Here is a 14260-nt window from a genome sequence, read left to right on the forward strand (position 1 = left end):
TCCATTGCCGCCATCAGCCCTGCCGCTTCGCCGCAATCGCATTCCCCGCGCGGCTGACCGCCTTGCGGCCGAGATGCTGCGAGATGAACTGGCCCGCATCGACCACGGCATCCAGGTCGATGCCGGTGTCGATCCCGAGGCCCTGCATCATGTACAGCACGTCTTCGGTCGAGACATTGCCGGTCGCGCCTTTCGCATAGGGACAGCCGCCGAGGCCGGCGACGGAGGAATGGAAAATCGCGATGCCGACTTCCATGCTGGCGTAGATGTTCGCCAGCGCCTGGCCGTAGGTGTCGTGAAAATGTCCCGACAGCCGTTCCATCGGAAACTCCTTCATCACACGCTGCATGACAGCCTGCACATGCTTCGGTGTGCCGACGCCGATGGTGTCGGCGATGTCGATTTCATCGCAGCCGAGATCGCGCATGCGCTGTACCACGTCGGCCACGCTCTCCGGCGACACCTCGCCCTGATACGGGCAGCCGAATGAGCAACTGATGCTGCCGCGCAGACGCATGCCATGTTGCTTGGCGGCCTGCGCGACATCGCGGAAACGCTCGATCGATTCGGCAATCGAACAGTTGATGTTCTTTTGCGAAAACGCTTCCGACGCCGCGCCGAAGATCACGACTTCATCGGACCTGGCCTCGACTGCCGCCTCGAAACCTTTCATGTTCGGCACCAGTGCGGAATAGATCACGCCCGGCTTGCGGGCGATGCGCGCCATCACTTCGGCCGAGGTCGCCATTTGCGGCACCCATTTCGGCGAGACGAAGGAAGCTGCTTCGATGTTGGCGAAGCCGGCTTGCGTCAATCGGTCGACCAGCTCGACCTTGACATCGGCGGGAATGGTTTCCTTTTCGTTCTGCAAACCGTCGCGCGGACCGACCTCGACGATCTTGACGCGTTGGGGAAGCTTGCTCGTCTCCGTCATCTCAATATCCTTTCGCAAAATCGACCACGCCGGCGATCTCCCGGCCCTCTTTCAACGCCTGAATCTTGTCCGCGATCTGGCGCGCACTCTGATCCACCTGGGTCAGCGCCGAGATGTGCGGGGTGATGCTGATGCGCGCTTCCTGCCAGAACGGATGCGCGGTCGGCAAGGGTTCTTCGCGAAACACATCCAGCTTCGCGCCGGCGATCTGGCCTGTCGCGATCAGGGCCAGCAAATCGGCATCGACCACATGCGCACCGCGTGCGACGTTGACCAGATACGCGCCGCGCTGCAATTTTCCGAGATTCTCCGCGTTCAGGATATCGCGCGTGTCCGCGGTCAGCGGCAGCACGCACACCAGTACTTTCGTTGCGCGCAAAAAGGTGTCCAGACCGGCGTCGCCGGCATGACAGATCACGCCAGCCAGCGTCTTCCTTGTGCGGCTCCAGCCGTGCAGCGGAAAGTCGAAAGCCTGCAAGGCCTGCGCGATCTGCGTGCCGAGCACGCCGAGACCGAGCACGCCGACGCTGAAATCGGCCTTGGCGAACGGCGGCAAGAACTGCCAGCGCCGTTCGCGCCGCTGCATCTCGTATTCATCGGCACGACGGTACCAGGAGAGCACCGCCTGCGTCACATATTCGGCCATCTGCGCGCCCATGCCCGCATCGTCGAGCCGTATCACCGGCACCCCGGCGGGCAGGCTGTCGCCCAGTTGCAGAATCGCATCGACGCCGGCGCCGAGATTGAAGATCGCCTTCAAGTCGCTGCGGCCGGCCAGCATGGCGGCGCGCGGCTTCCAGACGATGGCGAAGTCGGCGGGCGCACGATCGCCTTCCTGCCAGACGCGGATGTCGGCATCGGGCAGCGCGCTGTTCAGGGCCGCCAGCCATTGTTGTTCGGGCGCGCCGGCGGTGGCGTGAAAGAGGATGTTCAGTTTGTCCATTGTGGTAGCAAGAATTTCCTCCCCTTCAAGGGGAGGGAGATGCAATCGAGACCTTCGTACTGAGTTACTTGTGCGTAAACGCCAGCAACTGCGCCCCTTCCGCCACCTGATCGCCGACCGCGTACAACAACTCGTCGACCACGCCGCTGGCAGGCGCTGCGATCGTGTGTTCCATCTTCATCGCTTCCATGATCAGCAATGGTGCGCCTTTTTCGACGGCCTTGCCTTTCTCGACCAGTATCGCGACGATCTTGCCCGGCATCGGCGCGGTGAGCCTGCCGCCCTCGGCTTCGGCCTGGCCGGCATGCGCCAGCGGGTCGTTATACGTCAGCGCGACATGCGCGCCGCCGGTGAAGACATGGAACAGTTCGCCGTCGCGCACTACCGTGCCGCGCACCGTCTCGCCGCCCAGCTTGATCACGAGATCCTTGCCGTCGCGCTGGATCAGGCTCAGGTCGCTCGCTGCATCGCCAACTTGAAAGCTCCAGCCCGTTTTCCGATAGGAAATCGTCACTGCGTAGTTGTTCGTTTCATCGGCATAGTCGAGCCGCCGCTGCAATGCGCCGTTCATGCGCCAGCCGCTCGTGCCGGCCCACGGATCGCTGGCGACGCCGGCACTTTCCGACGCCAGCAATGAAGCGGCGGCCAATGCCAGCACATGCTTCGTTGCCGGCTGCGCAGGCGGAAACAGCTCTGTCTGATGCCGTTCGATCAGACCGGTGTCGAGGTCGCACGTGGCGAACGGTTTGCTCTCCACCAGCCGCTTCAAGAAGGCGATATTGCTGGCGAGGCCGACGATCTGGTATTCCGACAGCGCCTGCGACATGTGCGCCAGCGCCTCGTCGCGGTCGCGGCCCCAGACGATGAGCTTGGCGATCATCGGATCGTAGAAGGGCGAAATCGCATCGCCCTCGCGCACGCCGGAATCGATACGCACCGTGGACGGCGTGCCCGCCATCGCACCGGCTCCCAGCTCGAATGCAACCGCATGCGGCGTGCGCGCATGGCGCAGCGTGCCGATCGACGGCAGGAATCCCTTCTCCGGATTTTCCGCATACACCCGCGCTTCCAGCGCATGGCCATGGATCGCCAACTCTTCCTGTTTCTTCGGCAATGGCTCACCCGCAGCGACGCGCAATTGCCACTCGACCAGATCGAGGCCGGTGATCATTTCCGTGACCGGATGCTCGACTTGCAGGCGCGTGTTCATTTCCATGAAGTAGAACGAACCGTCCTGGTTTGCGATGAATTCCACCGTGCCCGCGCCGACGTAGCCGACGGCTTTTGCAGCGGCGACCGCAGCCTCTCCCATCGCGCGGCGGCGCTCCTCGGTCATGCCGGGCGCAGGCGCTTCTTCCAGCACTTTCTGGTGACGCCGCTGCACCGAGCAGTCGCGCTCGAACAGATAGACGCAATTGCCGTGCGTGTCGGCGAACACCTGAATCTCGATGTGGCGCGGTCGCGTGAGATATTTCTCGACCAGCACCTTGTCGTCGCCGAAGCTGTTGATCGCTTCGCGCTTGCACGATTCCAGCGCCGCCTTGAAATCCTCGCTCTTCTCGACGATGCGCATGCCCTTGCCGCCGCCGCCCGCGCTGGCTTTCAGCAATACCGGATAACCGATCTTGTCCGCCTGTTCGCGCAGGAAATCCGCATCCTGGTTGTCGCCGTGATAGCCGGGCACCAGCGGCACGTTCGCCTTTTCCATCAAGGCTTTCGCGGCGGATTTGGAACCCATCGCGCGGATCGCGGAAGCGGGCGGGCCGATGAAGGCCAGTCCCGCCTTTGCGCAGGCCTGCGCGAAGTCTTCGTTCTCCGACAGGAAGCCGTAACCGGGATGGATCGCCTGCGCGCCGGCGGCGAGCGCGACTTCGATGATCTTGTCGCCGCGCAAATAGCTTTCCTTCGCGGGCGGCGGGCCGATCGGCACGGCTTCGTCGCAGACGGCAACGTGTTTGGCATTGGCATCCGCCTCCGAATACACGGCGACGCTTTTGACGCCCATGCGGTATGCGGTCGCGGCCACGCGGCAAGCGATCTCGCCACGGTTTGCAATCAGGATTTTGTTGAACACGCCGGCTCCTTCGAGGTTGAGCGATGAATCTGTTTTCGTTTTCGGGAACGTTGTCTATGCCGTTACTTCACACTTCGCATCATGCGTGACATGCCGCACCTGCAAGCCCAGCTTGTCGAGCAGCGCACGATCCGCGTCCGCATCTGGATTCCCCGTCGTCAGCAGCTTGTCACCGTAGAAAATCGAATTCGCGCCGGCGAGGAAGCACATCGCCTGCACCGCTTCGCCCAGTTCGCGCCGCCCTGCCGACAAACGCACGCGCGCCTGCGGCATCGTGATGCGCGCCACCGCGATGGTGCGCACGAATTCCAGCGGATCGAGTGGATCGAGGCCATGCAGCGGCGTGCCCTTGACCTGCACCAGATGATTGACCGGCACCGATTCCGGATAGGGATCGAGGTTCGCGAGCTGCGCGATCAGTCCGGCGCGTTGCAGACGGGATTCGCCCATGCCGACGATGCCGCCGCAGCAGACCTTGATGCCGGCATCGCGCACGCGACCGAGCGTGTCGAGACGGTTCTGGTAGTCGCGCGTGGTGATGACGTCGCCGTAGAACTCGGGCGAGGTGTCCAGATTGTGGTTGTAGTAATCGAGGCCCGCGCCTTTCAAACGTTGCGCCTGCCCTTCGCCCAGCATGCCGAGCGTGGCGCAGGTTTCCAGTCCGAGTGCCTTGACTTCGCGCACCATTTCCTCGACATGATCGAGGTCGCGATCCTTCGGCTCGCGCCATGCCGCGCCCATGCAGAAACGCGTCGCGCCATGCGCCTTGGCCTGGCGCGCCGCTTCCAGCACGGTATCGAGCGGCAAAATCTTTTGCGCGGTGACGCCGGTGTCGTAACGCGCCGCCTGCGGGCAGTAGCCGCAGTCCTCGGGGCAGCCGCCGGTCTTGATCGACAACAGCGTCGCCAGCTCGACTTCAGTCGGATCGAAATTCTCGCGATGCACCTGCTGCGCGCGGAACAGCAAATCGTTGAACGGCAGATCGAACAGGGCGGCTACCTGTTCGACCGTCCATGCGGACGCCGTGGAAACGATGTCCGATGCGGCGACTTTCGCCGGGTGAAACGTAATCGGTTGCAACGACATAAAACAACTTCCTTTGCATCAAAATAAAACGTGAATTTGAGAGAAACGCAGGATGAAACAGGCAGACATCCGCCTCGTTCCGCATCCATGCCGGAAAAGGATTTCCCCGCTAGCCCAGCCATGCCGGCTTGCGCTTCTCCAGAAACGAGCGCACGCCTTCCCTGCCCTCTTCCGAACTGCGGATATCCGCGATGCGTTGCGCCGTGTCCGCGATCAAGGCATCGTTCAAGGGTGCATCGGCCACATCGTGCACCAGCCGCTTGGCCTCCCTGACGGCATTCGGGCTGTTCGACACCAATGCCTTGACGATGCCATCGACGCTCGCATCCAGCGCATCGGCCGCAACCACTTCGTGCACGAAGCCGATGCGATGCGCTTCCTGTGCCGAGAACCGTTCCGCCGTCAGGAAATATCTGCGCGCCGCATTTTCGCCCATCGCCTTGATAACGTAGGGCGAGATTGTCGCAGGGATGAGTCCGAGCTTCACCTCGCTGAGGCAGAAATTTGCGTGTTCGGCGACAACCGCAATATCGCAGGCCGCCACCAGCCCCATGCCGCCTGCATAGCAGTCGCCTTGCACTTTTGCCACGACCGGCTTCGGGCAGGCGTAGATGGTGCGCAGCATTTCCGCCAGTTGCGCCGCGTCGGCACGATTTTCCTCGTGCGTGTAGCCGGCCATTTTCTTCATCCAGTTCAGGTCCGCGCCGGCGCAGAATGCAGAGCCTTCCGCCGCGAGCACGATGGCGCGCACCGCCTCGTCGCTTCCGGCTTCGCGGAAGGCCTGCGCGATTTCCGCGATCATGGCTTCGTTGAAGGCGTTGCGCACGTCGGGGCGGTTGAGCCGGATCGCGGCAACGTGATTATCAACTTGCAAGCTGAGTGTCTGATAAGTCATGGTCACATCCTGAACACGCCAAACTTCGTTTCCGGAATCGGCGCATTCAGCGATGCCGAGAGTCCCAGTCCCAGCACCATGCGCGTATCCGCCGGATCGATCACGCCGTCGTCCCACAGGCGTGCCGAGGCGTAATAGGGATGGCCCTGATGTTCGTACTGCTCGCGGATCGGCGCCTTGAATGCCTCTTCCTCTTCGCTCGACCATGTGCCGCCCTTGCCTTCGATGCCGTCGCGCTTGACGGTGGCCAGCACGCTCGCGGCCTGGTCGCCGCCCATCACCGAGATGCGCGCATTCGGCCACATCCACAGGAAGCGCGGCGAGAAGCCGCGCCCGCACATGCCGTAATTGCCGGCACCGAAACTGCCGCCGATGATGACGGTGAACTTCGGCACGGCGGCGGTCGATACCGCCGTCACCATCTTCGCGCCGTTGCGCGCGATGCCTTCGTTTTCGTACTTGCGGCCCACCATGAAGCCGGTGATGTTCTGCAGGAACACCAGCGGTATCTTGCGCTGGCAGCACAGCTCGATGAAGTGCGCGCCCTTCAATGCCGATTCGGAAAACAGGATGCCGTTGTTGGCGATGATGCCGACCGGCATGCCGAAGATGTGCGCGAAGCCGCACACCAGGGTCGTGCCGTAGCGCGCCTTGAATTCGTCGAACTCGCTGCCGTCGACGATGCGCGCAATCACTTCGCGCACGTCGAAGGGCTTGCGCGTATCGCTGGGGATCACGCCGTACAGTTCGCGCGCGTCGTGCTTCGGCTCAAGCGGTTCGCGCAGCACCAGCGAGTGCGATTTCTGGCGGTTGAGATTGCCGACGATGGAGCGCGCCAGCGACAGCGCATGCATGTCGTTCTGCGCCAGATGATCGACCACGCCCGACAGACGCGTGTGCACGTCGCCGCCGCCGAGGTCCTCCGCGCTCACCACTTCGCCGGTCGCCGCCTTCACCAGCGGCGGGCCGCCGAGGAAGATCGTGCCCTGCTCCTTGACGATGATGGACTCATCGCTCATCGCCGGCACGTAGGCACCGCCGGCCGTGCACGATCCCATCACCACCGCGATCTGCGGAATGCCCTTGGCCGACAGGTTCGCCTGGTTGTAGAAGATGCGGCCGAAGTGGTCGCGGTCGGGGAACACGTCATCCTGGTTCGGCAGATTCGCACCGCCGGAATCGACCAGATAGATGCAGGGCAGATTGTTCTGGTCGGCGATTTCCTGCGCGCGCAGATGCTTCTTCACCGTGATCGGGTAGTAGGTACCGCCCTTGACCGTCGCGTCATTGCACACGATCACGCATTCCTGTCCGGCGACGCGGCCGATGCCGGTGATGATGCCGGCCGACGGCGCGGCGTTGTGATACATCTCGCAGGCGGCCAGCTGCGAGAATTCGAGGAAGGGCGTGCCGGGGTCGAGCAGCATCTGCACGCGGTCGCGCGGCAGCAGCTTGCCGCGCGCGACGTGCTTCTTGCGCGCATCCTCGCCGCCGCCCAGCGCGATCTTTTCCACCTTCGCCTTGAGGTCGTCGACCAGGCGTTGCATGACTTCGGCATTCCCCTTGAAATCCTCGCTGCGCGGGTTCAGCTTGCTTTCTATTTGTGGCATTGCTTGTCCTTGTCTTGTTTTGTTTTGTATCGCCTGATTTGTCGCTATTCGCTGTCATTTCGAGCGCAGCGAGGAATGACAGCGAATTGGGCGCATCACGAAGAGAGCATTCACGCCGTCCGGTCTTCCTCGAGCTTCAACTCTTCCTTCATGATTTCGCGCATCCTGAACTTCTGCACCTTGCCCGTCACCGTCATCGGGAAGCCTTCGACGAAGCGGATGTAGCGCGGCACCTTGTAGTGCGCGATCCGGCCGCGGCAGAATTCGCGGATGTCCCTCTCTTCGAGCGCCGCGCCTGGCCGCCGGATGATCCACGCGCACAGTTCCTCGCCGTATTTCCTGTCCGGCACGCCGATCACCTGCACGTCCTGCACGGCGGGATGGCGATGCAGGAATTCCTCGATCTCGCGCGGATAGATGTTTTCGCCACCGCGTATCACCATGTCCTTGATGCGGCCCGCGATGTTGACATAGCCTTCGGCATCCATCGCCGCCAGATCGCCGGTATGCATCCAGCCGTCGGCGTCGATCGCCTCGGCGGTCTTTTCCGGGTCATCCCAGTAGCCGTGCATGACCGAGTAGCCGCGCGTGCACAATTCGCCGGTCGCGCCGATCGGCAGTGTCTCGCCGGAATCGGGATCGGCGATCTTGACTTCGAGGTGCGGCTGCACCTTGCCCACGGTGGAGACACGTTTTTCGAGCGGGGTATCGGTGGTGCTCTGGCAGCTGACCGGGCTGGTTTCCGTCATGCCGTAGGCAATCGTCACCTCCGCCATGTGCATGTCGCCGACCACGCGCTTCATCACTTCGATGGGACAGGGCGAGCCGGCCATGATGCCGGTGCGCAGCGACGACAGGTCGAATTCCTTGAAGCGCGGATGATCGAGTTCGGCGATAAACATGGTCGGCACGCCGTGCAGGCCGGTGCAGCTTTCCTGCTGCACCGCCTGCAGCACCGACAGCGGCTCGAATGCCTCGCTCGGATAGACGATGGTCGCGCCATGCGTCAGGCAGGCAAGATTGCCGAGCACCATGCCGAAGCAGTGGTACAGCGGCACCGGAACGCACAGGCGGTCGCGCGGCGTGAGGCGCATCGCTTCGCCGACGAAGAAGCCGTTGTTCAGGACGTTGCGGTGCGTCAGCGTCGCCCCCTTGGGGAAGCCGGTGGTGCCGCTGGTGAACTGAATATTGATCGGGTCGGTGCATTTCAGGCGCGCGCCGGCCCGCACCACCGCCGCATCGCCGACGTCGCCGCCCGCCAGCAGATCGGAAAAGCGCAGCATGCCGTGCACCGCCTGCTCGCCGAGGTGGATCACCGTCCGCAATGCCGGCAGGCGCGCGGCATGCAATTCGCAGGGCTTGCTCGTCGCCAACTCCGGCGCGAGCGACTGGATCATCTCCACGTAGTTGCCGGACTTGAACGCGGTCATCGTGATCAGGGCCTTGCAGCCAACCTTGTTCAAGGCGTATTCGAGCTCGGCCACGCGATAGGCCGGATTGATGTTGACCAGGATGAGGCCGGCCCTGGCCGTGGCGAGTTGCGTCAGCAGCCATTGCGCATTGTTATGCGACCAGATGCCGACCCGGTCGCCCGGTCGCAGACCGTGGTGCAGCAAAGCGCTGGCCAGCCGGTCGGTATCGCGTTGCAGCTCGCGGTAGGTCTGGCGCCATTGCTGATGGCAGGACACCAGCGCCTCGTTGTCCGGCACGCGCGCCGCCATCGCATCGAAGAAATCGCCTATCGTCTGCTCGATCAGCGGCACCTCGCTGCTGCCGCAGTCATGGCTTGTCGTCAGCGTTGCCATGTCATTTCTCCTGTCGTGAGTGCCGCTGCGCATGAAAAGCGCTGCGGCACTACTTCTCCGGAAAACTTCCATCCACGTAAAACCATCTGCCATCCTCGCGCACGAAGCGGCTGACTTCATGCAGGCGGTGCGCACGGCCGCCAACCTTATAGCGTGCAATGAACTCGACCGTCGCCTCGTCGCCCGCCGGCACATGCCTGCGCACGTCCAGCCCCAGCCACTTGATGCCCTCATCCTGCGCGACCGCCTCGGCCGGCCGCGTGCGCGGATGCCAGGATGATTTCAGATAGGCGTCATCCTTCAGCGTGAAGGCGCTGTAGCGCGAGCGCATCAGTTCCTCCGCCGTCCGCGGCGTCTCGCCGCGCTCGATGAAGCGCCCGCAGCACGCCGCATAGTCCGCTCCGCCGCAGGGGCAGGGCATTGTCCCTTGCTTTTCCCTCATCGCCGCCGCTCCGGCAGCATCGCCATGTCGCTGATCGCCAGCGCCCCATCGCAATCGAATGCGACCATCTCGAAACGCGCCATCAGGATTTCTTCACCTTCTCTGCCACCGGCGCGCCCGCCGCCTTCCACGCGCCGAAGCCGCCCTCGATGTGCGCCACCGGCGCCAGTCCCATGTCCTGCACCGTCTTCGCCGTCAGCGCGCTGCGCCAGCCGGCGGCGCAAAAGAAGACGTACTCCTTGCCCTCGCCGAACACCGGCTTGAAGTAGGGCGAATCGGGATCGACCCAGAATTCGATCATGCCGCGCGGCGCGGAGAATGCGCCGGGGATGACGCCTTCGCGCTCCAGCTCGCGCACGTCGCGCACATCGACGAACTGCACGTTCGGCTGCGCGAATCTGGCGCGCGCCTCCTCGACGGTGTAGGTCTTGACCTGCGCCATCGCTTCATCGACGAGCGCCTTGTAGCCTTTTTTCATCGGCATGATGACTTCCTCTCAGATGTTGCCGTTCTTCAGCCAGGTTTCGATCTGCTCGAAGCGGTCGAAGCCCCAGAACGGCTCGTCGTCGACGATGACGAAGGGCGAGCCGAACACGCCGCGCGCCATGGCTGTTTCCATGTCCAGTTTCATCCGGCCCTTCGTCGCCTCATCGTTTGCACCGGCGAGCATGGCGGCGGCATCGATGTCGAACGCTTCCGCCACGGCGGTCAGGGTTTCCGGCAGCATGATGTTCCTGCCATCGACGAAATAGGCGCGGTACACGGCCTTCGCGAACGCGACCGCCTTGTCCGCGCCGTGCGTCTGCTGCACCCACAGCATCGCGCGGGCGGCGAGCTGGGTCGCCAGCGGGAACGGGTCCGGGAACTTGTAGGGAATGTCGTGCCAGCGCGCAGTGCGCTCGAAATCGTGCAAGGAATACGGTCCCTTGATCGGCACCATCGGCAGCGGCGCGGCGCCGGTCGTCTTGAACACCACGCCAAGCAGTACCGGATGCCACTCCACCGTGCGGCCGTATTTCGCCGCCAGCGCGTCGATGCGGGTGGAGGCGAAGTAACCGTAGGGCGAGGCGAAGTCGAAGTAGAAATCGATGGGGCGTGTCATATGTCTCCCGTGTTATTGGATGAAAGCCGGTTGTCAGGCCAGTGCGCGCCCGATCAGGATTTTCTGGATGTCGCTGGTGCCTTCGTAAATCTGGCAGACGCGCACGTCGCGATAGATCCGTTCGACCGGAAAATCGCTGACGTAACCGTAGCCGCCATGAATCTGGATCGCGTCGGAACAGACGCGCTCCGCCATTTCGCTGGCGAACAGCTTGGCCATCGCCGCTTCCTTCAGGCAGGGCTGGCCGGCATCTTTCAGGCTCGCCGCGTGCCAGATCAGTTGCCGCGCCGCTTCGATCTGCGTCGCCATGTCGGACAGCCTGAATTGCACGGCCTGATGCTCGAACAGCGGCTTGCCGAAACTGGTGCGTTCCTTCGCATACGCCAGCGCCGCCTCGAACGCCGCGCGTGCCATGCCGACCGATTGCGAGGCGATGCCGATGCGCCCGCCTTCGAGGCCGGACAGCGCGATCTTGTAGCCCTGCCCTTCCTCGCCGATCAGGTTCTGCGCCGGGATGCGGCAATTCTCGAACAGGATCTGCGCGGTATCCGACGAATGCTGACCGAGCTTTTCTTCGAGGCGCGCCACGATGTAGCCTGGCGCATCAGTCGGCACCCAGAATGCACTGATGCCCTTCTTGCCCGCCGCCTTGTCGGTGACGGCCATCACGATGGCGACGTCGGCATGCTTGCCGCTCGTGATGAATTGCTTGACGCCGTTCAGCACGTAGTGGTCGCCGTCGCGCGTGGCTGTCGTGCGCAGCGCAGAGGCATCGCTGCCGACGTGCGGCTCGGTCAGGGCGAACGCGCCAAGCATCGCGCCTTGCGCAAGCGGCTTCAGCCACTGCTCCTTCTGCGCCTCGTTGGCATACATCATCGCAATGCTGCACACCGGGCAATTGTTGACCGATATGACAGTGGAGGTGCCGCCGTCGCCCGCCGCGATTTCCTCCAGCACCAGCGCCAGCGAGAGATAGTCCAATCCGGCGCCGCCCAATTCCTCAGGCACCGCGACGCCGAACGCGCCGAGCGTGGCCAGGCCCTTCAATTCTTCCTGCGGGAAGTGATGCTCCCTGTCCCAGCGCGCCGCATTGGGCGCGAGGCGCTCCTGCGAGAAGGCGCGCAGGGCGTCGCGGATCATTTCGTGCTGTTCGGATAGGACCATTGTTCAACCTTGTTCAAATGTCTGTAGGGTGGGCATGCAATGCCCACGCCGATTCGACGATCCGCCGCCGCGTGGGCACGATGGCGACGCAGGGAATTCGGGCAGCATGCTGCCCGCCTGTGGAGCGGTATCCGCTTGCAAGCGGATACGCGCACTGCAAGTGCCCACCCTACCCTTCATTGCATTCGACATCACCATGCGATCACCCGTCCCGAATGACTGCGATAGCTGCCGCTATCGGCCGGTGTCAGGCTGTCGATCACGGTCAGCATGTCGCCGACGCTCTGCTCAACCGACAGCGATGCATTCGGACCGCCCATGTCGGTGCGGACCCAGCCAGGATCGATCACGGCCAGCGTCGCCTGCGGGTAATCGAAGGACGCGCTTTTCACGGCCATGTTCAGCGCCGCCTTGGAGGCGCGGTATACCCACGCCGTGCTGGATTCCGCTTCGCCGATGCTGCCCATGCCGCTGGTGATGCAGACGAGCTTGCCGCCGGCCGCTTCCACCAGCGGCGCGATCATGGGAATCGCCTGCATCGCGCCCAGCACGTTGGTGTGCATCAGCGTGTCGAAATCCTGCATGGTCGGCGCCACATTCGCGCCATCAAGCCGACCGTAGATGCCGGCGACGTAAACCGCGAGATCGAGTTTGACGTCATCGAGTTGCCAGCCGAGCCCTGCCATCGATTCGGGAATGGTGACGTCGAGTTTGAGCGCTTCCGCGCCGGCCGCACGCAACGCTTCCAGCGCCTTGTCGTCGCGCGCGGTGGCATGCACTTTCCAGCCATCCGACAGCAACTGGCGCACGAATTCGTGACCGATGCCGCGCGATGCGCCGATGATGAGTGCGGTAGGCATGATGTGTCTCGATGAAGTGTGGTTGGTTCTGTCAAAGAGGATCGTAGGGTGGGCACATCGTGCCCACGCGGCTGCGGATATTCCGATGAATGCCGATACAGCGTGGGCATTGCATGCCCACCCTACGCGCTGCGGAGAATCACACCAGCTCGATCGCCATCGCCGTGGCCTCGCCGCCGCCGATGCACAGCGCCGCCACGCCCAGCTTGCCGCCGGTCTTTTGCAGCGCACCGATCAGGGTGACGATGATGCGCGCGCCGGACGCGCCGATCGGATGGCCGAGCGCGCAGGCGCCGCCGTGGATGTTGATCTTGTCGTGCGGGATATTGTGCTCTTTCATCGCGGCCATCGGCACTGCAGCGAAGGCTTCATTGATCTCGAACAGGTCGACATCCTTGGTGGTCAGGTTCAGCTTCTTGTACAACTTTTCGATCGCACCCACCGGAGCGGTGGAAAACAGGTTCGGCTCCTGTGAATGGGTCGCGTGGCCGAGGATGCGTGCGATCGGCTTGCAGCCAAGTTTCTTCGCGGTCGATTCGCGCATCAGCACCAAGGCGGCCGCGCCGTCGTTGATGGACGAGGACGAGGCGGCGGTGATGGTGCCGTCTTTCTTGAACGCCGGCTTCAATGAGGGGATCTTGTCGAGCCTGGCTTTGAGCGGGCCTTCATCCTTGTCGATCACGACCTCGCCGCCCTTGGCAGCGACGGTGACCGGCGCGATTTCCCACTTGAAGGAACCGTCGCTGGTGGCGGCTTGCGCGCGCTTGACCGACTCGATCGCATACGCATCCTGCGCTTCGCGGGTGAACTGGTATTGCGCTGCACATTCCTCGGCGAAGGTACCCATCGAACGGCCTTTGTCATACGCATCTTCCAGGCCGTCGAGCATCATGTGGTCGTACATCATGCCGTGGCCGATGCGATAGCCGCCGCGCGCCTTCGGGATCAGGTAGGGCGCGTTGGTCATCGACTCCATGCCGCCGGCGACCACCACCTCGTTGCTGCCGGCCAGCAGCGAGTCGTAGCCGATCATCGCCGCCTTCATCGCCGAGCCGCACATCTTCGACAGCGTGACTGCGCCGGCGGAAGTCGGGATGCCGCCCTTGATTGCCGCCTGGCGCGCGGGTGCCTGGCCCTGGCCTGCCATCAGGCAATTGCCGAACAACACTTCATCCACATGCTGCGGCTCGAGCCCGGCCCGCTCGACGGCGGCGCGAATCGCCACCGCGCCGAGTTCGCTTGCGGTCACACCGGAAAAGTCGCCCTGGAAAGCGCCCATCGGGGTGCGTGCCGCGCCGACAATAACAACAGGATCGTTCATCATGGTCTCCAAAGTTTCAAAATA

13 protein-coding genes are annotated in these 14260 nt (G+C 63.4%); all 13 read right to left on the reverse strand.

Annotation, left to right across the window (positions count from 1 at the left end; all coding sequences use genetic code 11):
• Positions 1-13 precede the first annotated feature (13 nt).
• Positions 14-934 carry a hydroxymethylglutaryl-CoA lyase gene (locus D3870_RS17250; RefSeq protein WP_119741014.1) on the reverse strand — a complete coding sequence of 307 codons (921 nt, stop codon included), beginning with the start codon at positions 932-934 and terminating at the stop codon, positions 14-16.
• Between the two features lies 1 nt (position 935).
• Entirely contained in the window at positions 936-1877 is a 942-nt protein-coding gene (locus tag D3870_RS17255; RefSeq protein WP_119741016.1) for a 2-hydroxyacid dehydrogenase, read from the reverse strand.
• A gap of 64 nt (positions 1878-1941) precedes the next feature.
• Entirely contained in the window at positions 1942-3951 is a 2010-nt protein-coding gene (locus tag D3870_RS17260; protein WP_119741018.1) for an acetyl/propionyl/methylcrotonyl-CoA carboxylase subunit alpha, read from the reverse strand.
• A gap of 54 nt (positions 3952-4005) precedes the next feature.
• A complete protein-coding gene (gene bioB / locus D3870_RS17265) occupies positions 4006-5037 on the reverse strand; it encodes a biotin synthase BioB (RefSeq protein ID WP_119741019.1) in 1032 nt (343 codons plus the stop codon).
• A gap of 109 nt (positions 5038-5146) precedes the next feature.
• Complete coding sequence (locus D3870_RS17270) at positions 5147-5932, reverse strand: enoyl-CoA hydratase/isomerase family protein (protein ID WP_119741021.1); 786 nt, start codon at positions 5930-5932, stop codon at positions 5147-5149.
• 2 nt (positions 5933-5934) lie between these two features.
• Positions 5935-7542 (reverse strand): carboxyl transferase domain-containing protein, encoded by a 1608-nt coding sequence (locus tag D3870_RS17275; RefSeq protein WP_119741023.1) that lies wholly within the window; start codon positions 7540-7542, stop codon positions 5935-5937.
• Between the two features lie 110 nt (positions 7543-7652).
• Positions 7653-9347: an AMP-binding protein gene (locus tag D3870_RS17280; RefSeq protein ID WP_119741025.1), complete on the reverse strand. Its 1695-nt coding sequence runs from the start codon at positions 9345-9347 to the stop codon at positions 7653-7655.
• Between the two features lie 49 nt (positions 9348-9396).
• Positions 9397-9768 carry a YchJ family protein gene (locus D3870_RS17285; RefSeq protein ID WP_242490017.1) on the reverse strand — a complete coding sequence of 124 codons (372 nt, stop codon included), beginning with the start codon at positions 9766-9768 and terminating at the stop codon, positions 9397-9399.
• Between the two features lie 103 nt (positions 9769-9871).
• Positions 9872-10273: a rhodanese-like domain-containing protein gene (locus tag D3870_RS17290; RefSeq protein ID WP_119741029.1), complete on the reverse strand. Its 402-nt coding sequence runs from the start codon at positions 10271-10273 to the stop codon at positions 9872-9874.
• A gap of 12 nt (positions 10274-10285) precedes the next feature.
• Positions 10286-10891, reverse strand: a complete 606-nt coding sequence (locus D3870_RS17295) for a 2-hydroxychromene-2-carboxylate isomerase (RefSeq protein ID WP_119741031.1) — start codon at positions 10889-10891, stop codon at positions 10286-10288.
• Between the two features lie 33 nt (positions 10892-10924).
• Entirely contained in the window at positions 10925-12055 is a 1131-nt protein-coding gene (locus tag D3870_RS17300) for an acyl-CoA dehydrogenase family protein (protein WP_119741033.1), read from the reverse strand.
• A 191-nt stretch (positions 12056-12246) separates the two neighbouring features.
• On the reverse strand, positions 12247-12915 hold the full coding sequence (locus D3870_RS17305) for an SDR family oxidoreductase (RefSeq protein WP_119741035.1): 669 nt from the start codon (positions 12913-12915) through the stop codon (positions 12247-12249).
• A gap of 139 nt (positions 12916-13054) precedes the next feature.
• Positions 13055-14236 carry an acetyl-CoA C-acetyltransferase gene (locus D3870_RS17310; RefSeq protein ID WP_119742292.1) on the reverse strand — a complete coding sequence of 394 codons (1182 nt, stop codon included), beginning with the start codon at positions 14234-14236 and terminating at the stop codon, positions 13055-13057.
• Positions 14237-14260: the final 24 nt, after the last annotated feature.

This window comes from Noviherbaspirillum cavernae, from assembly GCF_003590875.1.
GTDB classification, from domain to species: domain Bacteria; phylum Pseudomonadota; class Gammaproteobacteria; order Burkholderiales; family Burkholderiaceae_D; genus Noviherbaspirillum; species Noviherbaspirillum cavernae.

Coding starts and splice junctions, on each gene's coding strand:
- D3870_RS17250 (WP_119741014.1), bottom strand. CDS start 934: ATGACGGAGACGAGCAAGCTTCCCCAACGCGTCAAGATCGTCGAGGTC.
- D3870_RS17255 (WP_119741016.1), bottom strand. CDS start 1,877: ATGGACAAACTGAACATCCTCTTTCACGCCACCGCCGGCGCGCCCGAA.
- bioB (WP_119741019.1), bottom strand. CDS start 5,037: ATGTCGTTGCAACCGATTACGTTTCACCCGGCGAAAGTCGCCGCATCG.
- D3870_RS17270 (WP_119741021.1), bottom strand. CDS start 5,932: ATGACTTATCAGACACTCAGCTTGCAAGTTGATAATCACGTTGCCGCG.
- D3870_RS17275 (WP_119741023.1), bottom strand. CDS start 7,542: ATGCCACAAATAGAAAGCAAGCTGAACCCGCGCAGCGAGGATTTCAAG.
- D3870_RS17280 (WP_119741025.1), bottom strand. CDS start 9,347: ATGGCAACGCTGACGACAAGCCATGACTGCGGCAGCAGCGAGGTGCCG.
- D3870_RS17285 (WP_242490017.1), bottom strand. CDS start 9,768: ATGCCCTGCCCCTGCGGCGGAGCGGACTATGCGGCGTGCTGCGGGCGC.
- D3870_RS17290 (WP_119741029.1), bottom strand. CDS start 10,273: ATGCCGATGAAAAAAGGCTACAAGGCGCTCGTCGATGAAGCGATGGCG.
- D3870_RS17295 (WP_119741031.1), bottom strand. CDS start 10,891: ATGACACGCCCCATCGATTTCTACTTCGACTTCGCCTCGCCCTACGGT.
- D3870_RS17300 (WP_119741033.1), bottom strand. CDS start 12,055: ATGGTCCTATCCGAACAGCACGAAATGATCCGCGACGCCCTGCGCGCC.
- D3870_RS17305 (WP_119741035.1), bottom strand. CDS start 12,915: ATGCCTACCGCACTCATCATCGGCGCATCGCGCGGCATCGGTCACGAA.
- D3870_RS17310 (WP_119742292.1), bottom strand. CDS start 14,236: ATGAACGATCCTGTTGTTATTGTCGGCGCGGCACGCACCCCGATGGGC.